This window comes from Rhizobium sp. P28RR-XV (assembly GCF_012641385.1).
Lineage (GTDB): Bacteria > Pseudomonadota > Alphaproteobacteria > Rhizobiales > Rhizobiaceae > Rhizobium.
Genome location: NZ_JABAIG010000006.1, coordinates 146,010 through 165,474, shown reverse-complemented (window position 1 = coordinate 165,474; position 19,465 = coordinate 146,010). Strand labels below are relative to the sequence as shown.

Genomic DNA, 19,465 nt, shown 5'->3' with positions numbered 1-19,465 from the left:
ATCACTCCGCGGCTTCCACGAAGCGGTGGCGTTCGTAGAGGAACTTCAGCACGGCTTCGCGGCATTTGAGGTAGGTCCGGTCTGAAGCAAGCTCGATGCGGCTGCGCGGCCGAGGGATCGGCACTTCAAGGATATCGCCGATATGGGCAGCTGGACCGTTGGTCATCATGACGATGCGGTCGGACAGCAGCACCGCTTCGTCGACATCGTGGGTGATCATCACCATGGTGCTGCCGAGGCGGGCATGGATTTCCATCACCGCGTCCTGAAGATGGGCGCGGGTGAGCGCGTCCAGCGCGCCGAAGGGCTCGTCGAGCAACAGGATCTTGGGCTGCATGGCGAGCGCCCGGGCAATGCCGACGCGCTGTTTCATCCCGCCGGATATTTCCGAGGGACGCTTGTCCTTGGCATGTGCCATCTGCACGAGATCGAGATTGCGCATGACCCACTCATGGCGCTCGGCCTTGCTCTTCGTGCCGCGAAAGACCTTCGAGACGGCGAGGTTGACGTTTTCGTAGACGCTGAGCCACGGCAGCAGGCTATGGTTCTGGAAGACCACGGCCCGATCCGGACCCGGCGCGTTGACCTCGCGGTTTTCGAGCAGCACCGCACCGGCCGAGACGGGCGTGAGGCCGGCAATGAGGTTGAGCAGGGTCGACTTGCCGCAGCCGGAGTGGCCGATGATCGACACGAATTCGCCCTTCTCGATGACGAGTTCGATGCCCTTCAGCACTTCGGCACGCTGGCCGCCGCGATCGAAATATTTGTCGATATGATCGAGCTTCAGATAGGCGCTCATCCTGTTCTCCTCAATTGCTCGTCATGCCGCGGGTCACGACGGCACCGAGGCCCGCGACCAGACGATCGAGGACAAAGCCGGTGACGCCGATGTAGGCGAGGGCGACGATGATGTCGGGCAGGCGCGAGGAATTCCACGCATCCCAGATGAAGAAGCCGATGCCGACGCCGCCGGTCAGCATTTCGGCGGCGACGATCGCAAGCCAGGAGAGGCCGGCGCCGATGCGCAGTCCGGTGAAGATGTAAGGGGCTGCCGCCGGCACCATGATGCGGAAGAAGAATTCGATCTGGTTCAGCCGCAACACCTTGGCGACGTTGCGATAATCCTGCGGAATGTTGCGAACGCCGACCGCCGTGTTGATGATGACCGGCCAGATCGAAGTGATGAAGATCACGAAGATCGCCGACGGATTGGAATTCTGGAAGGCCGCGAGCGAGAGCGGCAGCCATGCAAGCGGCGGCACCGTGCGCAGCACTTGGAAGATCGGGTCGAGGCCGCGCATCGCCCAGACCGATTGCCCGATCACCGCACCGACCAGAACGCCGGCGACGGCCGCTAAGCCGAAGCCATAGGCGACGCGCTGCAGCGAGACGAGCACGCGCCAGGCAAGCCCGATATCCTGCGATCCGTTGTAGAAGAAGGGGTGGACGATGAGGTCGTAGCTTTCCTGCCAGACCTGGGAAGGCGGCGGCAGGCTGGCGCCCGGCTGCTCACAAAGCAGCTGCCAGATGGCGAGCAGAAGCACGAGCACCACGAGGGGCGGCAGGACGCTGCGCAGGATGGAGGCGACAATGCGGCCCGGCTCGATGCGGCGGGCGGGACGGGCCGCCAATGTCACGACATGGCTCTTTGCGGGGGCAGGCGCTTGCGCAACGGCGGCTTGCTGTTTGCGGGCGGTTACCGACATTGAACGAATCCTTCTTGGGAGAGAGCGCCGAGCATCACGACGCCACCTTGATGGAGAGGCTTTCGAGGTAGGCACTTGGGTTTTCCGGATCGAAAACCTTGCCGTCGAAGAAGGTCTCCTTGCCGCGCGAGGTCGATGCGGGAATATCCGATGCGGCAACGCCGAGATCCTTGGCGGCATCGCGCCAGATATCCTGGCGGTTCACCTGGCCGACCAGTGCCTTGATATCCGTATTGGGCGCGAACTTGCCCCAGCGGATGTTCTCGGCGATGAACCAGGCGTCATGGCTCTGGTAGGGATAGGAAACGCCGTCCTTCCAGAACTTCATGTAGAGATCGGTGCCCTTGGCGACCCGGCCGTTGCCGTAATTGATATCGCCCTTGAGGCGGCCGAGCACGTCCTTGGGCGGCACGTTGAACCATTGCCGCTTGCCGAGGATGGTGGCCATCTCCTCCTTGTTGTCCATGCTGTCGCACCATTGCTGCGCCTCCATGACGGCGATCAGCAGGGCCTTGGCGGCATTCGGATTTTTCTCGATCCAGTCGGCGCGCATGCCGAGGGCCTTTTCCGGGTGGCCCTTCCAGATTTCGCCGGTCGTGCAGGCGGTAAAGCCGATGCCCTGATTGACGAGCTGTTCGTTCCAGGGTTCGCCGACGCAGAAGACGTCCATGTTGCCGACCTTCATGTTCGCCACCATCTGCGGCGGCGGCACGACGATGGTCGAGACGTCCTTGTCGGGATGGATGCCGCCGGCGGCCAGCCAATAACGGATCCACAGATCATGCGTGCCGCCCGGGAAGGTCATGGCGGCCTTGATTTCCTTGCCCGCGGCTCGTTTCGCGTCGAAGGCGGCCTTCAGCTTCGATGCGTCGAGCTGGACGCCGGTTTCCGCATATTCCTTTGCGACCGAAATGCCCTGGCTGTCGTAGTTGAGGCGGGCAAGGATCGCCATCGGCACGGGCTGGTTGTTCTGCGTCACCTTGCCCGTGTGCATGAGGTAGGGGAGTGGCGAGAGAATGTGGGCGCCATCGATGCCGTTTGCCGCTCCGCCGAGCACGAGGTTGTCGCGCGTCGCGCCCCACGATGCCTGCTTGGCCACATCGACATTGGGAAGGCCATGCTTTTCGAACAGGCCTTTTTCCTTGGCGATGACCAGCGGCGCGGCGTCCGTCAGGGCGATATAACCAAGCTTCGCATCCGACACTTCAGGTCCGGCGGTAGCTGCAAAGGCGCCGGAGGGGAAAGCCGTCCTGACGGCGCCGATCAAGGCTGCCACGGCGGATGTCTTCAAAAGGTTTCGGCGCGTAACACTACCGGACAGGATCTTCTTCACTTGCAGTTCCCCTTTTTGCGCGTGACGCATGGATTTCGGACATAAAAAAACGCCGCTCGGTTGATGCAGCCCGGGAAGAAAGTGAATCCTCGGGGCAAGAACCTTGCGACGTCGATGTCTTTGCGAGCGCGTTTTCCGCGCATTGCGTGCTTCAATCGCCGTTGATCGAAGCGTATTTAATCAAGCAATCCGCGTGCCAGTTTTTGATATGGTTCCTAATGCAATGAAATTACTGATTTATTTCAGGGGCGTCAGGCTTGGCCGTTTTATGTGCGAATGCTGCAGATGCTAAAGTTTTGGGCGGATGTCGACTGTCCGGCCTGGGATTCTGCGTTTATTCTGTGCAGTGCAGCGTAGCCAAAGGCTAAATGTCCTCGGCTGAGAATTGCACTGCATTCACCGTCTTCACCGCGAAGCCGTCGATGTAGCTCGTCATGTCTGTGGGATCGAAAACGTGACCATCCATGAAGCGATCGCTCTCCGTATTGCCCTCTATCCGGATATCGGCATCGTCGGGCGAGGCCTCGTTTCCAAGCGCCAGCCGATACAGGTCCGATCGATAGGCGGAAGCCGCCATCGTTATATTCTGCTGGGAAAGCGCGCTTTGCCCCCAGCGGACCATCTGGCTGAAGATCCAAAGTGCCTGGCTCGGGCGCGGGTAGTTGGCAAAGCCGCCATGGAAACTGAAATATCGGTCGATGATGCGGCGATGGCCTCTGGCATCAAGATTGAATTCGCCCGCCAGCACATGGCGGATGATATGGACGGGCGCTGCGATATAGCGCTGATCGGCAAGCGCTTCGGCAAGGGCATCATGATTTTCCGCTTCGTCGCACCAGCGCGCTGCCGCGTCGAGCGCCACGATGAGGCGCGAAACGGTTTCTGGATGGCTTTCGGCCCATTCCGGGCGCATGCCGATCACCTTTTCGGGGGCGGAGGGCCAGATGTCCTGCTTGGCGGCGACGATGCGGCCGACGCCGCGTTCGGAGGCGACCATGTTCCAGGGCGCGCCGACGCAGAAGCCATCGATGGCGCCGGCCGCGAGCGCATCTGATGTCAGTGGCGGCGGTACGACGACAAGCTTCACGTCCCGGTCGGGATCGATGCCGCCGGCGGCCAGCCAATAGCGGAATTCGTAATTATGCGACGAGAACGGATAGGTCATGCCAAGCGTTGGCGGCTGCTCGCCGCGCGCCTTCATGGTTTCGACCACTTTCGCAAGCGCCTGTGTATTTTCCAATGCGCTTGCCTGATCGGAAAGACCTGTTTCTTCGCACATGCGGTCGAACAGCCGTGTCGATAGCGTAATGGCGTTGCCGCCGCACCCGAGCGAGAATGGCGTAATCGTCGGAGAAGGGTTCGAGCCGAGCCCCAGCATCGCCGCGACCGGCATCGGTGAAAGCATGTGGGCGATGTCGAACTGGCGAAAGGCAAGCCGGTCGCGGATATTGGCCCAGGAGACGTCCCTGATGAGGTCGAGCGCGATCCCCTCCTTGCGTGCGAAGCCGAATTCCGCGGCTGCGATCAGAACCGAAGCATCCACCAGCGGAATGAAGCCCGCGCGCAATATGCGCGGGCCTTCGCTTGCAATCCGCGCCGGTGCGGGGGGATTGCTGCTGCCTGCCTTGCGGGCATTGGCGAAAGGGGCTGCCTGCATTCTCATATTCACTCCGATGTCTCCCCTGCGTGGGCGACGGACGAGATTGGCCTGAGCGCGCTCACATTAGCAATCCCGCTGCCGTCACGACACTTTGCGCGATCTCGGACATCTTCTTCTTCTCGTTCATGGCCGTCTGCCGCAACAGCGCGAAAGCTTCCTCTTCCGAGAGTCCGCGCATCTTCATCAGGATTCCCTTGGCGCGCTCGACGATCTTGCGCTCTTCCAGCGCCGACTTGGCTTCCGCCAGTTCGCGCTGCAACCGGCTGAAGGCGTTGAAGCGGCTGACCGCCATATCGAGGATCGGCTTGACCCGCTCCTTCTTCAGGCCGTCGACGATATAGGCCGAAACGCCGGCCTCGACCGCCGCCTCGATCGAGGCCGTATCGGAGCGGTCGACGAACATGGCGATCGGTCGGCTCACGGTCCGTGTCAGCTGAAACAGATGTTCCATCATGTCGCGGTTCGGATTTTCGAGGTCGATGATGATGACATCAGGCCGAAGTGTCTCGATCGTGCGCGCCACGCCCTGCACTTCATGGATAACCGTCACGCGCGCGTGTCCGGCCTCCCGCAAACCTTCTTCGATGATCGAGGCGCGGATGGTGTTTTCATCAATCACAAGAATGGTCAGATCGAGACGGCTCATCGCATCTTTATGACGCAATGCAGCAAAACGAACAAGTCTTGTTCGCCGAAATATTGGGCGATTTAGAATATCGCCGAAATATTAGGCTATTTCGATCCTGCTTTGGCTATTTCCTCATCAACGCTGCCAATAGGCGGCGATGCTAAAGGTGCAGGGGTCCCTGGCGATCCCGTTTTTGACGAAAGCACGGATGGCGCGGGCCTGCTTCTGTTCGCAGGCGACCCAGACGTAGGTCTCCGGATCGGCCGAGGGCACGATGTCGCGCAGGATGCGTTCGAGGGTATCGGTCATCCCGGCTGCCGCACCATTGCGATGCAGCCAGGTGACATCCATCGACGCGCTTGAGGTCAGCGGCTGCTCCTCCTGCTTGTCCGCGATCTCGAGAAAGATGCGCAGCTCCGCATCAACAGGCACGGAGGCCGCGATGCGGGCGATGGCGGGCAGGGCAGTTTCATCTCCGGCGAGAATGAGCTTGCGCGCTGTCGGCACGCCGCCGCCGCCCGGACCGATGAGGCCGGCGCGATCGCCGGGGCGGGCAATCATCGCCCATGTCGCGCCTGGGACGTTGTCGCCTTCATGCACGACGAAATCGATGTTCATCTCGCCGCGGTCAAGATCGATGCCGCGGATCGTATAGGCGCGGATGGTCAGCGCGTCGTCGCCCTTCGGCCAATGAATACGGCCATCCGGCTCCGTATGCGGCCAGACCGGCGTGCGACCTTTTGGCGGAAGGAGGAGGCGGACATGCATGCCGCCCTCGACGAAATGCCTGGCGTCGTCAGTTGCCACCACGACGCGGCGCATATGCGGGGTGATGTCGTAGGCGTCCACGACGCTGATCTCTCGGAAGTTCGGTATGGCCGATGGTTGCGGCCCGTCGGCCCAATAGAGGGCAAGCGTGTTGCTGGTGGAGAGTTCGAACAGGTTTTCGGCAACCATGCTGCGGATCGTGAAGAGCATGGCCGCTGTCGGGCAACGCAGCTTGATATCGAGGCGATCGTTGCTGACAGCGATGTCGGCGCTGCCGATGACGGTCTCGATGCAGGCTCCGGCTTCGCTCCGCGTGATGGTTACATGCTCGGCAAAGCGCGCGCAGAACTGATCCAGCAACTGACCGGCATCCTTATGGGTGGCAACGCCGGAAGCGGTGAAACCTCTTGCATGCATCATTGCTTAGTCTCCCTTTGGGTCAGGAACCAGATGAGATAGGGGCCGCCGATCAGCGCCGCGAACAGGCCGACGGGAACCTCGTAGGGAAAGATCACTATTCGCGACAGCCAATCGGCCAGCGTCAGCAGCATGGCGCCAAGCAACAGGCTGGCCATCAATTGCTTGAGGGTCGCGTGGAAGCCGACGAGCCGGGCAAGATGCGGCGCGATCAGCCCGGTGAGGCTAAGCGGGCCGACGAGGAAAGATGAGATCGCGGTCAGCAGCGCTGCCACGATAGCCAAAACCAGCCGGCTTGCCCTAGTCGAGAGGCCCACGGAACGGGAGACGCCGCCGCCAAGCGGCAGGATATCGAACCACCGTCGCAGGACAGGCAGCACTGGTATGAGGAGTGCGGCCGAAATGATGCCGGTCCAGGCTTCGAAGGAGCCGGCGCGGTTGGTGGAGCCCGACAGCCAGGTCAACAAGAGATAGCCGCGCAGGTCGCCACGGGAGAGAACGACCGTGACGATTGCCATCGACAGCGCACCGATCGCGACACCGGAGAGCAGCAGACGCTCCGGGCCGAAGTTACCGCGAGCGCTGACCGCCATGATGGCGAGGAACGCGATCAGCGCGCCGAGCGTCATCGCCGTGATCGTGATGGCGGGCGAGGGGAAGGCAAACAGGAAGAGGGCTACAGTCAGTCCGGCGCCACCACCGGCGCTGACGCCCAGGACCTCGGGGCTCGCAAGCGGATTGGCGGTCAGGCGCTGCATGACGAAGCCGGCTGCGGCCAGCATGGCGCCTGCGGTCGCGGCAACGACAGTGCGTGGCAGGCGGAAGCGCAGAAGCTCTGAGAACCGGCCGCCGACAGCCACCTGCCAGCCGTCGATGCCGCGCCCGACCGACAGGGCAAAGACCAGCAGAAGAATGAAGCCGATGGCGAGCAAAGCAAGCCCCCGCCAGGGTGCGGCGAGGTTCAGCCGCGCTCGCGGGGCGCCATCGGCGCGCGGTGGATTGCGCGAATGCAGGCGCGGCAGCAGCAGAAGCAAGAGCGGCCCGCCGAGAAGTGCGGTCGCCGCCCCTGTCGGGGCGAGATCCGTAAACTCCGGCGAAAGCAGTTGCACGACGCAATCCGTGAGGAACAGCAGCCCGGCACCGGCAACCGGTGCGGCAATCAGCAATTGCCCGGTGCTGCGTGCGCCACAGGATCTTGCCAGATGAGGCGCAGCAAGGCCGAGAAAGCCGATGATGCCGACCTGCGCCGTTACCGAAGCCGCGAGCCAGACGGCGAGAGCCAGAACGGCGAAGCGCATGCCGTGCAGGGCCAGGCCGAGGCTCTTCGCGCTGCTGTCGTCCAGGCTCATCACCGTCAGCGGGCGAACGAGTACGAGCGCCGCCGCAAAGCCGACGGCAAGGCGAGGGGCAAGCGTGACGACGCCATCCCAGCTTTGCTGATTGAGCGCGCCCGCGCCCCAGATAAAGACCGACATGGCGTATTCGCCGCGCGCGAGAATGATGGTGACGCTGAGTGCGCTCGCGACCAATGTCACCATCATGCCGCATAGCGCCACCGTCACCGGATTGAGGCCACGGCGCCAGCTCAAGGCCAGAACGAGCAGGACAGCCGCAAGTCCGCCGGCAAAGGCGGAAATCTCGCGCGGCAAGCCGATGAGAAGCGGAAAGAGGCCGACGGCGATCGTCATCGACAGCTGCGCGCCGGCGGCGATCCCAAGCGTCGAGGCATCGGCGATCGGATTGCGCAAGACCCTTTGCAACAGGGCGCCGGAAAGGCCGAGTGTCGCGCCGGCGATGATCGAGATGGCCGATCGCGGCAGCAGGCTATCGATTAATAGGATGCCGTTGAGGGCCGCTGCACCCTCCACGTCCGCGGCAAGCTGTGGACGCAGGAAGAGGAGCGCCGCAAAGGCAAGGATACAGACGACGGCAAGCAGGGCACCATTGCGTGCCAGCGGCCTGTCTCTCGCAATCATGTCTCTCGCAATCATGTCTCTGGCAACCACACGGCGATCAACCATTCCATGCACGGGTGAGCCTTCCCGCAAGGAGATCGGCAAAGCGCTCTGCTGCCGGCAGCGCGCCATAGGGGTTGATCGAGCCGAGCAGGAGGACGCGGCCCTGCCGCACCGATGGCAGTGCTTTCCAGAAAGCGCTTTGCTGGAGTTCGACAAGGGCTTCGGCCGGATGTGGCGGGATGAGGATGATCCATGCGTCCGGCATGGCGGCCAGCCGCTCGATGCCGACGGGCGCGGTTGCCGAATAGGTCGTGAGATCCGGCCAGGCATTGGCAAGGCCGGTGCGGGCCAGGACCTCCCCGAACATGCTGTCGGAGCCGAAAACGCGGAAGTGTCTGGCGCCGCCCAGATTGATCGGCAGGATCGGGCGATGATCGCCCGCGCCGAAGCTGATGCGATAGGCTTCCAGCTTTTCCCGCGTGGCCTCGACGAGCGCGCGGCCGGTGGGAAGCCCGAGCCGCTCTGCGATCTCAAGCGTCATCTCTTCGGAACGCCGATAGGGGCTGGCTCCCGGCTGATAGAGGGCATGGCTCTCGACCGGCGCGATCAGGCGCAGGCGATCGTCGGCCCAGGCGTAGAAATTGGAGTTGAAGATCAGCTCCGGCTTGGCGGCATAAAGGACCTCGAAATTCGGCGTGCCGCGCAGCCCGAGATCGGCGACAGCCGCGGGAATGGCCGGCGTGACGGCAACGTCTTGGAATTGCAGCAGTTCGGTACCGGCGACCACATTTGCGCCGAGCGCCAGCAGGGTTTCCAGAATGGCCCAATCGAGCGTTGCCACACGCGGGCTCGTTGCCGCACGCACCGGCGTCAAACCGGCAAGGGCAACGGCTCCCGTCATGGCCAGCAGCTGCCGACGCGACAGCCTGTGAGCGCTTCTTACCGTCATGCTGGCGTCGCCTCTGGATTCAAATCGGTCCGGGGATTGCCTTGCGGCAATCCCCGGCTCTCTGCCATGATCGAGAAACAAAGTATACTTTTATTCTCAACTTACCACTTCTTGCTGAGCTTGAAGGTGACGGTTCTTGCTTCGCCGTAGCCGCAGACGTTCTCGCCTGCGCAACCCGAGACATATTCCTTGTCGAACAGGTTCGAGACGTTGAGCGCTGCAGCCCAGCCCTTCTTCTGATAGCGGATGCCCGCATCGAAGAGAGTTGCCGAAGGCACGCGCAGGGTATTGGCCTGGTTCGCCCAGGACTTGCCCTGGTAGCGTACGCCGGCGCCGATGCTGAGGCCGTCAAGCGCGTCGCTCGTAAACGCATAGTCGAGCCACAAGGACGCGGTGGAGTTCGGTACCAGATAGGGCGAATTGCCGACGATGGAGGAGTCGAGGTCCTTGGTGACTTCGAGGTCTGTGTAGGAATAGGAGCCGAGCACCTTCCAGTTTTCGTCCAGATTGACCTTGCCTTCGAATTCGGCGCCGCGCGAACGGACCTCGCCGACCTGCCTCTGCAGGAAGGTGACCGGATCGGTCAGAGCCATGTTCTTGCGGTCGATCTGAAAGATGGACGCCGTGAACAGGCCGTCGATGAAGTCCGGCTCGTACTTGACGCCGGCCTCATATTGCTCGCCTTTTTCCGGAAGCAGCCCGCCGCCGGTGACGCTGGTGCCGACGAGCGGCCGGAAGAAGGTGCCGGCGCTGACATAGGGCGTGATGCCGTTGGCGAACTCGTAGGCGAGGCCCGCGCGGCCGCTCGGCGCACTTTCGTTCGAGCTGTAGGTGGTGCCGACCTTTGCATCGGAATTTGTGTCGACGAAGTCGTAACGGCCATTGAGCGTAACCAGCCAGCCGCCGCCGAAGCGGATCTGGTCCTGCGCATAGACGCCGAGCTGCTGCTGCGTCAGCACCTGGTTGAGATAGACGAAGTTCGTGCCCTGCGCGGTGCCGTAGACCGGATTGGTGGCGCTGATCGGGTTGGAGCCGCAGCAGGCCTGGATCTGGTCGAGTCTATAGATCGAGTAGTCGGTGCCGATGAGGAAATCGTGGCTGATCGGGCCGGTGTCGAACTTGTTCTCCGCACGGCTGTCGACCGAGAAGGTATCGACCTTCGAACGTTCGAAGAAGCCGATGCGGTTCAGCATATAGTCCGGATCATTATAGGACGGATCGAGCGGATTGCCGTCGACATAGCCGTTCAGATACGGGCCTTCCTCGCGCTTGTAGAGATGGCCGTAACGCGCGTTCTGCGACACGGTCCAGCCGCCGTCGAAGTCATGCGAGAATTCGTAGCCGAGCATCTGCTGGGCGTATTTCAGATTGTCGACGCTGCGCTCGCCATAGAAGGCGTCGCGCTTGATCTTGCCGAAAGGCGCATCGACGACCGTGCCGACATAGGGAAAGAATCCGTTGCCGCTATGGATTTCGTCGAGACCGCTCAGCATGCCGAAAACGGTGAGCTTGGTGGAATCGTCCGGCGAGATGATGACCTGCGGCATGATGAAGCCGCGCAGGTCATGGGTGCCGTCGCTATAGGTGTCGCCGCCGGCGATCTTGCCGGTCAGGCGGTAGCGATAGACGCCGTCGGCCGAAAGCTTGTCGGAAAAGTCGAAGCCGGCGAAGGCATTGCCGAGATTGTTGATGCCGATTTCGGTGTAGTAATAGGGATCGCCGGTTGGCTCCTTGCGGACCATGTTGACGAGACCGCCGGGATTGGAGCCGCCGTAGAGCACGGAGGAAGGGCCTTTCAGCACTTCGACGCGCTCGAGCATGAACGGATCGATCTGGAAGCCGCCGAAGCCGTAGCTGTAGAGCGTCAGGCCATTCATGAAGACGCCGCTTTGCGTCGCGTCGAAGCCGCGAATATAGAACCAGTCGGTATCGCCGTCATTGCCGAAGGGTTGGATGGTGACGCCGGGCGTATACCGCAGCGCCTCGTCCACCTTGTTGGTGATGCCGCGATCCTGCATTTCCTGTCGGCCGATGACGGAGACCGATTGCGGCACCTCGGTGATCGACGTATCGGATTTCGAACCGGATGTGGCCTTCTTGGCGACATAGCCCTTGATCGGCGCCGTGTCGCTGGCTTCGCTCTTCTGTTGCGCGCCTTGAATGACCAGCGGCTGCAATTCCGTTGGCGCTTCCTGTGCCGCGACCTGCGAGCCCGACAGCAATGTGGCAATGGCCATGCCCGCCGCCATGAGCCGCGCTCGCGATATGTGTTTCTTCAATCCCCGCATTTCCGTCGTTTGTCCCGAATTCTTGCGCCCGTTCGGCCCTGGCGGCCAATCCCTCGATAAGATGAGCAGTTAACTCATATTTACAAACGCGGCTTGTCTGTCATGGGGGAAATTGAATGTTTTTGGGCAATTCTCCGCGAAAGATACAATTGCTCGTGGGCTGTGGTTTTCAGGCAAGCTTGCTGCGTTTCCAGCTCGCCGGCGCGGCGCCGACATTCTTACGGAACACGCGCGTAAAATGCGCCTGATCGGCAAAGCCGGTTTCGACGGCAACGGTTGTCAGCGGCATCTCGCTGTTCAGGAGCAGATGCTTGGCCCTTTCGAGCCTGGCTTGCGTCTGCCACTGATGCGGCGGCAGACCCGTTGACGCCTTGAAGGCATGGCTGAAATGCGATTGCGAGAGGCCGGTCAATTCAGCCAGCTCTTCCAGCCGGATGGCCCGCGTGCAGTGCTCTTCGATATAGTCGACCGCACGGCGCAGCTGCCAGGCGGCAAGACCGCTGCGCTTGCGCGGCTGGGTGCCGCGCAAGCGCAGCACATTGATCAACAGCGAAAGTGTCAGGCCGTCGCCATAGAGATCGTGCAGCGGCTCGGGATTTTCGCATTCGGCCGCGATCATCTCGGCGAGCGCTATCATGCGCGGGTCGTTGAAATGCAGCTGCGGACGGTCGAGCCGCGCCGGGTCGATGTTTTCCATCAGGCGCTGGCTGATGATCTCAGCATCGAAATGGATATCAAGATGGCGCACGAACTCGACGCCCGCCATATCGACCCAGAGCTCCATATCGGCGGGGATATAGGAGATGTGTCCGCTATCGTAATTCTGCAGCCGGCCATGCGCGCGCGGCGACGGGCGGACATTGGTCGTGCCCGAGCCGCGCTGCTCCAGCAGGATGAACAGCCGCGGGTCCCTTGCGACATAATATCCACCAGCCTGTGCCGCGCAATTGACGTTCCAGATGTCGGCAACCATGCCGTTCCATTGACGGCGATGCATGCCGCCGACCACGGAAAAGCCTCCGATCTTGTTTTGCATTCTTGGCTGAAACGTCATTCGCAGCTTCCGGCGTCGCTTCCGTGCAATAATCCTTCAAATTAAACTCAAGTTATTATAGCAGCGTAGCGGCAATGGCAATCATGCGCCTGAGATGTGAGGCGACGTCTGTCGGTCCTTTCGGTGAGAGCCTGGAACAATGCATCGGATTGGCGATTGTACATGCTGAAAAACAAGTCCCTCGCTCCGTTTCGGAGCCCGCATTGACAGCGCCCGCTTGAAATTTGCGTTATCTTCCGCCACCTGTGCGGCGCGACTTTTGTTATTCCCAGGAGACTAGACGCTTATGACGACCACCGCAGAAAATACCGCCGAGAGCCACGTTTTCGAGGCCGACGTTGCCCGCCTTCTGCACATGATGGTTCACTCGGTTTATTCGGACAAGGATGTCTTCCTGCGCGAGCTGATCTCGAATGCGGCCGATGCCTGCGAGAAGCTGCGCTACGAGGCGATTGCCCATCCCGGCCTGCTGGCAAACGATCCCGACAGCCGTATCCTTCTGACGCTCGATGCCGATGGCGGCAAGCTCGTCGTGGAAGATAACGGCATCGGTATGAGCCGCGACGAAATGATCGAAGCGCTTGGCACGATCGCCCGCTCCGGTACGCGCGCCTTCATGGAGCGCATCGAGGCCAACAAGCAGGGTGAGGGCGCGCAGCTCATCGGCCAGTTCGGCGTCGGCTTCTATTCCTGCTTCATGGTTGCGGATCGCGTCGATGTCGTCTCGCGCCGCGCCGGTGCGGAAGATGCCTGGCTCTGGTCTTCCGACGGCAAGGGCGGCTACAGCGTTGCTCCCACCGATGTGAACGAGGCACCCTCGCGCGGCACCCGCATCACGCTGCATCTGATGGAGGATGCCAAGAGCTACGCGTCGCGCTGGAGCGTCGAGCGCATCGTCAAGGAGCAGTCCGGCCATGTGCCGGTGCCGATCAAGATCGCCGAGAAACCGGGCGAAGAAGCGACGCAATTGACCGATGGCACCGCGCTCTGGACCAAGTCGAAGAACGACATCACGGCCGAGGAATATACCGATTTCTATCGCGGCGTCTCCGGCCAGTATGACGAACCGGCGCTGACGGTGCATTTCCGCGCCGAGGGCCGTCATGAATATTCGGCGCTCGCCTTCGTGCCCGGCTCGCAGCCGTTCGATCTCTTCGATCCGGATCGCAAGGGCCGCATGAAGCTCTATGTCAAGCGCGTCTTCATCACCGACGAGGCGGAGTTGCTGCCGCGCTATCTCCGCTTCGTGCGCGGTCTGGTCGACACGTCGGACCTGCCGCTCAACGTCTCGCGCGAGATGATCCAGGAAAGCCCGATCCTGACGGCGATCCGCAAGGGGGTCACCAACCGCATAATCACGGCGATCGAAAAGCAGGCGGAGAGCGATCACGACGCCTTCCTGAAGATCTGGGAAAATTTCGGCAGCCTGATCAAGGAAGGCCTCTACGAGGACTTCGAGCGCCGCTCGCAGCTTCTGGCGCTCTCGCGCTTCCGCACGACGACGTCGGGAGACGGCTATCGTTCGCTTGCCGATTACGCCAGGGATGCCAAGGAAGGCCAGCAGTCGATCTACTATCTCGTCGGCGGCAGCCTGGAGCAGCTGAAGGCCTCGCCGCAGCTCGAAGGTTTCCGTGCCCGTGGCATCGAGGTTCTGTTGCTGACGGATTCCGTCGACAGCTTCTGGGTCACCAATGCTCCGGAATTTGAGGGCAAGAGCTTCAAGTCGATCACGCAAGGGGCTGCGGATCTCGCCCAGTTCAAGAAGCAGGATGAGGACAAGCCGGAAAGCGAAAGCGCGCCCGCCGAAGTGCAGGCCTTCCTCGATTATGCCAAGCAGAAGCTCGCTGACGAAGTATCCGACGTGCGCGCATCCGATCGCCTGATCGAAAGCGCCGTCTGCCTCGTTGCGTCCGAACAGGGCTATGACCGGCAGCTCGAGAAGATCCTGCAGGGTGCCGGCCGTCTGCAGTCCGGGGCAAAACCGATCCTGGAAATCAACATGGATCACCCGGTTGTCAAGGCCATCGCCGCCAAGGCCGATTCACCGTCCCTGCGCGATGATGCGGCCTTCCTTCTGCTCGACCAGGCCCGTGTGCTCGATGGCGACAAACCGGCCGATCCGCGCGCTTTTGCCGAACGTCTGGCACGGCTGATGGAAAAGGCGCTGCAGTAATCGATCAAATCGGCACGGCTCTGAAAGGTCGTGCCGATCGGTTTGCAGAGGATTGCGATCGTCTTGCGATCCGATGCGTCAAAAAGCTTGTCTTGAATTATCATCTTTTCGTTGCAGGGCGCGAGCTCTTCTTCTATAAAAACGTCAGATTGGCCGGGCCTTGCTCGGCCACGTAAGCGTTAACGTCACTCAACGCGTATGATCGAACGGCTCTGCGGCTTCGGTCTGCGCGACTGTGTCCTGCGGATCGATATCGAGCGCCTCGAAAGGACACATGATGGACAATCCTCAAAACTCCAATCCGAATGTCTCGGCCCTCAGGATCGAGCGCGTGCGCCATGAGCTGAAGCGACGCTCCCTGACGGTAACTGCCGTCGACAGGATCACGCCTGGTATGCTGCGCATGCAACTGTCAGGCGATGACCTGGCTGATTTCGTCAGCCTGGCGCCCGACGATCACATCAAGATTTTCATAGCTGGCACGGGTGAGGAGATGGAGCGGCGTGACTATACGCCTCGCCGTTACGATACCGATGCGCGCACGCTCATCATCGATTTCGCCATTCACGAGGCGGGACCGGTGACCAAATGGGCGCTCGACGCGCGGCCGGGCGACAGGCTCGAGATCGGCGGCCCTCGCGGGTCGGCCGTCGTCGCGCGCGATATCGCCGACTGGTTGCTTCTCGGCGATGAAACGGCATTGCCGGCCATGGGCCGCCGGATCGAGGAGGCCGCGGTGGGTGCGCGCATAACGGCCATCGCAGCGGTTGTCGGCGCTGCCGAACACCAGGCTTTTCAAAGCGAGGCGCAGCTTGATATGCGCTGGGCGTATCGGCCTCTTTCGGAGGCAACCGATCCGTCCGCGCTGATGGAAATCCTTCAGTCTGTCGACCTGCAGCCCGGCACTTTCGTCTGGATAGCGGCCGAGGCTTCCGTCACGCGCGCCCTGCGTTCCCACCTCGTCGAGGAGCGTGGCTATCCGCTGAGCTGGATCAAGGCATCCGGTTATTGGGTGAAGGGCGAGGCGGATACGACGGAGAAATTCGACTAAACTTTCGATTGAACTTGGGATGCGGGCGGCAGGACGCCGCCTGCTCGTCCCAATGTTGATGGGTCAGGCATCTTGCCGGAACCGGCTGCTGCCCCATTTCATGGCGCAATTGTCCCGTAAAGGGATAAGGCGTTCCATGATAAGCTTGGGTTCACCGAAACTGCATTCTAGATAGATTTCGACTTCCTAAATTGCATGGGATCGCCGAAGGTTAGGCGCGAAGCGGGAACGGTGGCGGAAATCATCATGATCGCTTTGCAGGTCCATGGCGCCGAGCGGGAGGCGGTGCCTGGACGTCATGTAAATTCCTGCCGTGCGCGGCGGCCAATGTTGAGGATAGAGCCAAGTGCTTGCCGTCCCGAAAGACCCCCCGCAGACATTCGTCGCGTTGATGCTGTCGGCGCTTCGCAAGGCCCTCGTCGGCATCGCCTTGGCGAGTGCCGCCATCAATGTGCTGGCCTTGACCGGCTCCTTCTTCATGCTGCAGGTCTATGACCGGGTCATTCCGAGCCGCAGCCTGCCGACATTGTCCGGCCTCGTCATCATCGTCGTGGCCCTGTTTCTGTTTCAAGGCGTTATCGAGTTCCTGCGTTCCATGCTGCTTGTTCGCATCGGCATGTCGCTTGACGAACGATTGAACAAGCGAGTCTTCGGCTCGCTTCTCTTTCTGCCGACCAGGAAGCAGACATCGGACGACGGCCTGCAATCGGTCCGCGATCTCGAGCAGATCCGCGCGTTCCTTTCCGGCAGTGGCTCGACGGCGCTTTTCGATCTGCCATGGGTGCCGTTCTATCTGATCCTTTGCTTTCTGTTCCATTTCTGGATTGGCTTCACGGCTCTGTGCGGCGCTCTCTTGCTGGTCGGCATTACCTTGCTTGCCGAACTGCTTTCGCGTCGACCGGCCCGGGAGGCCGCCAGGTCTTCGGCCGTGCGCCTCGGTTTTGCCCAGGCGGCGCGACGCAACTGGGAGGCGGCCATTGCCATGGGGTTTGTCGGCCGTCTGAGCGAGAAATGGGCGGCCATGAACGACGACTATCTCCGGCATCAACTGGCGGCGAGCACGATCGTTGGGGCGCTCACCATTGCCGCCAAGATGGCGCGCATGATGCTGCAGTCCGGCGTTCTTGCTGTCGGGGCGATCCTCGTCATTCGCCAGGAGGCGACGGGTGGCATCATCATCGCCAGTTCGATCCTCCTGACGCGGGCGCTGGCGCCCGTCGAGCTTGCGATCGGCCAGTGGAAAAGCCTTGTCGCCGCGCGGCAGGGCTGGGCGCGACTTGCCGCACTCCTCGACGCCGTGCCGCCCAGGCAGCAGGCCTTCGCTTTGCCGCCGCCGTCACGCGAGCTGAGCGTCGAGAACATCAGCGTGACTTCTCCGGGCAGCCGCGATCTCATCCTGCGCAATATATCGTTCAAGATATCGGCGGGGACGGTGCTCGGCGTCATCGGCCCGAGTGCATCGGGCAAGTCCTCCCTTGCGCGGGCGATTGCCGGCCTATGGCCGGCTGCCATCGGCGCCGTGCGGCTCGATCGTGCCGCTCTATCCCAATGGGATAGCGACGAACTTGGTCGGCATATCGGTTATCTGCCGCAGGATGTGGACCTGTTCGACGGTTCGATCGCCGAAAACATTTCCCGTTTCGCCGAGGATATGCGTACCGAGCCGATCATCGCTGCGGCGAAGGCGGCCGGCGTTTACGACATGATCGTCAAGCTCTCGGATGGCTTCGATACCAGGATCGGCGAGAGCGGATCGTGCCTTTCGGCCGGGCAGAGGCAACGCATCGCCCTGGCGAGAGCGCTTTACGGTGATCCGTTCCTGGTCGTTCTCGATGAGCCGAACTCGAATCTGGATGCGGAGGGGGAGGCGGCGCTGACTGAGGCTCTCGCAGGCGTGCGCGAGCGCGGCGGTATCGCGATTGTCGTCGCCCACAGGCCAAGCGCTCTGGCCGTTGCCGATACCGTCATGATCGTTGCCGGTGGCCAGGTCCGGGCATTCGGTCCCAAGAAAGACATTCTCGGGCCGTCGCCCAAGCAAGTCGGAACGACTCATTTTGCCGTTGCCGGCGGGGAGACGCACGGATGACCGAGAAGGCCTCGCCACCGACCGACCGGACGATCCACCGCCTGTCCCTGCTGGTGGTGGCGGCTATAGTGCTGTTGTTCGGCGTCATGGGCGGTCTTGCGGCGGCGACCAGAATTTCCGGGGCGGTGATTGCCTCGGGCGCGCTTGTCGTGGACAGCTATGTGAAACCGGTGAAGCACCTGAAGGGCGGGATCGCCCGCGCGATCCTGGTGAAGAACGGCGATCATGTCGCGGCCGGCCAGGTGCTGGTGCGGCTGGACGACACGCAGACCAAAGCCAACCTTGCGATCATCCGTAAGCGGCTGAACGAGCTTTCCGCGCGCACGGCGCGTCTTACGGCAGAGCGCGACGGCCGGCAGGACATCGCCTTTCCCGCCGACCTGCTCTCGGGCGCCGACGACGCAGGTGTCGCGGCGATCATGGCCGGCGAACGCCGGCTCTTTTTCGATCGCCACGCATCGCGCGAGGGCCAAAAATCGCAGCTGCACGAGCGCATTCAACAGTTGAAGCAGGAGATCGAGGGGCTTGTGGCGCAGGAAGAGGGCAAGCGACGCGAAATCGCGCTTATCGCCAAGGAGCTCGGCAGCCTTGAAGGCCTGCTCGATCAGGGCATTATTTCGGCGACGAAAGTCTATTCCCTTCAGCGTGAAAGCGCTTCGCTGAACGGCGATCTGGGCAATCTCGTCTCGTCCATCGCCCAGACCAGGGGCAAGATCGCGGAAACCGAGCTGCAGATCCTGCAGATCGATGCCGATCACAGTTCGGAAGTTTCCGATCAGCTGCGCCAGGCGGAGAGCGACGGCGGCCAGTTTTCCGAGCGGCTGATTGCGGCCGAGGACGATCTGAAGCGGATCGACCTCAAGGCGCCGCAGGCAGGGATCGTCGATCAATTGAGCATCCATGCCGAGGGCGCGGTCGTTTCGCCGGCCGAGGCGATCCTGCAGATCGTTCCGGACAAGGACGCGCTGGTGGCTGAGCTGAAGCTCGCGCCGCAGGATATAGACCAGATCAGTGTCGGGCAGGCAGTATCCTTGCGCTTTCCCGCCTTCAATCAGCGGATAACGCCTGAGCTGAACGGACATGTCGACACCATTTCGGCGGATCTGGTGACGGACCAGCGTTCCGGCCAAAGCCATTATGTCGTGAGGGCCGAGGTGGCAAAACAGGAATGGGAGAGGCTGGGGCAGCTTACGCCGCTGCCCGGCATGCCCGTCGAAGCCTACCTGCAGACGGGCGAGAGAAGTGTTCTAGCCTACCTGACAAAGCCGATGACCGATCAGATCAGACGCGCCTTCAGGGAGGAATAAGGCCGCCCTTCCCCGATCCCGCGTGCTGATATTACAGCGCTGCGTGTCTTTTAAGACGCGCTAAGGCGCTATAACTCTTTGAAATTA

Annotated in this window: 14 protein-coding genes; 4 read left to right on the top strand and 10 right to left on the bottom strand. The window is 61.8% G+C overall.

Annotation, left to right across the window (positions count from 1 at the left end; translation table 11 throughout):
- Position 1: 1 nt before the first annotated feature.
- From HGP12_RS14540 to HGP12_RS14495, 10 genes are all read right to left on the bottom strand, one after another.
- Positions 2–799 (bottom strand): ABC transporter ATP-binding protein, encoded by a 798-nt coding sequence (locus HGP12_RS14540; RefSeq protein ID WP_168842219.1) that lies wholly within the window; start codon positions 797–799, stop codon positions 2–4.
- A 10-nt stretch (positions 800–809) separates the two neighbouring features.
- Positions 810–1,706, bottom strand: coding sequence for a nitrate ABC transporter permease (gene ntrB / locus HGP12_RS14535; RefSeq protein WP_168842220.1), 897 nt, complete (start codon positions 1,704–1,706; stop codon positions 810–812).
- A 34-nt stretch (positions 1,707–1,740) separates the two neighbouring features.
- The gene (locus HGP12_RS14530) at positions 1,741–3,039 is read right to left on the bottom strand and encodes a CmpA/NrtA family ABC transporter substrate-binding protein (RefSeq protein ID WP_168842221.1); all 1,299 of its coding nucleotides are present in this window, start codon (positions 3,037–3,039) and stop codon (positions 1,741–1,743) included.
- A gap of 364 nt (positions 3,040–3,403) precedes the next feature.
- Complete coding sequence (locus HGP12_RS14525; protein ID WP_246703408.1) at positions 3,404–4,702, bottom strand: CmpA/NrtA family ABC transporter substrate-binding protein; 1,299 nt, start codon at positions 4,700–4,702, stop codon at positions 3,404–3,406.
- A 55-nt stretch (positions 4,703–4,757) separates the two neighbouring features.
- Positions 4,758–5,345, bottom strand: coding sequence for an ANTAR domain-containing response regulator (locus HGP12_RS14520; protein WP_168842222.1), 588 nt, complete (start codon positions 5,343–5,345; stop codon positions 4,758–4,760).
- A gap of 117 nt (positions 5,346–5,462) precedes the next feature.
- The gene (locus HGP12_RS14515; RefSeq protein WP_246703386.1) at positions 5,463–6,515 is read right to left on the bottom strand and encodes a siderophore-interacting protein; all 1,053 of its coding nucleotides are present in this window, start codon (positions 6,513–6,515) and stop codon (positions 5,463–5,465) included.
- The gene (gene fhuB, locus HGP12_RS14510; RefSeq protein WP_168842356.1) at positions 6,512–8,488 is read right to left on the bottom strand and encodes a Fe(3+)-hydroxamate ABC transporter permease FhuB; all 1,977 of its coding nucleotides are present in this window, start codon (positions 8,486–8,488) and stop codon (positions 6,512–6,514) included. The genes HGP12_RS14515 and fhuB overlap by 4 nt, the downstream gene beginning before the upstream one ends.
- A 37-nt stretch (positions 8,489–8,525) precedes the next feature.
- Positions 8,526–9,419 (bottom strand): ABC transporter substrate-binding protein, encoded by an 894-nt coding sequence (locus HGP12_RS14505; RefSeq protein ID WP_168842223.1) that lies wholly within the window; start codon positions 9,417–9,419, stop codon positions 8,526–8,528.
- Between the two features lie 101 nt (positions 9,420–9,520).
- On the bottom strand, positions 9,521–11,707 hold the full coding sequence (locus HGP12_RS14500) for a TonB-dependent siderophore receptor (RefSeq protein WP_168842224.1): 2,187 nt from the start codon (positions 11,705–11,707) through the stop codon (positions 9,521–9,523).
- A gap of 169 nt (positions 11,708–11,876) precedes the next feature.
- The gene (locus tag HGP12_RS14495; protein ID WP_168842225.1) at positions 11,877–12,761 is read right to left on the bottom strand and encodes a helix-turn-helix domain-containing protein; all 885 of its coding nucleotides are present in this window, start codon (positions 12,759–12,761) and stop codon (positions 11,877–11,879) included.
- A 286-nt stretch (positions 12,762–13,047) separates the two neighbouring features.
- Here HGP12_RS14495 and htpG point away from each other — a divergent pair, with 286 nt between their 5' ends.
- The 4 genes from htpG to HGP12_RS14475 all read left to right on the top strand — a co-directional run bounded on the left by htpG (position 13,048) and on the right by HGP12_RS14475 (position 19,378).
- Positions 13,048–14,934, top strand: a complete 1,887-nt coding sequence (htpG, locus tag HGP12_RS14490) for a molecular chaperone HtpG (protein WP_168842226.1) — start codon at positions 13,048–13,050, stop codon at positions 14,932–14,934.
- 277 nt (positions 14,935–15,211) lie between these two features.
- Positions 15,212–15,985, top strand: coding sequence for a siderophore-interacting protein (locus HGP12_RS14485; RefSeq protein ID WP_168842357.1), 774 nt, complete (start codon positions 15,212–15,214; stop codon positions 15,983–15,985).
- 346 nt (positions 15,986–16,331) lie between these two features.
- On the top strand, positions 16,332–18,071 hold the full coding sequence (locus HGP12_RS14480; protein WP_168842227.1) for a type I secretion system permease/ATPase: 1,740 nt from the start codon (positions 16,332–16,334) through the stop codon (positions 18,069–18,071).
- On the top strand, positions 18,068–19,378 hold the full coding sequence (locus HGP12_RS14475; RefSeq protein ID WP_168842228.1) for an HlyD family type I secretion periplasmic adaptor subunit: 1,311 nt from the start codon (positions 18,068–18,070) through the stop codon (positions 19,376–19,378). The genes HGP12_RS14480 and HGP12_RS14475 overlap by 4 nt, the downstream gene beginning before the upstream one ends.
- Positions 19,379–19,465 lie beyond the last annotated feature (87 nt).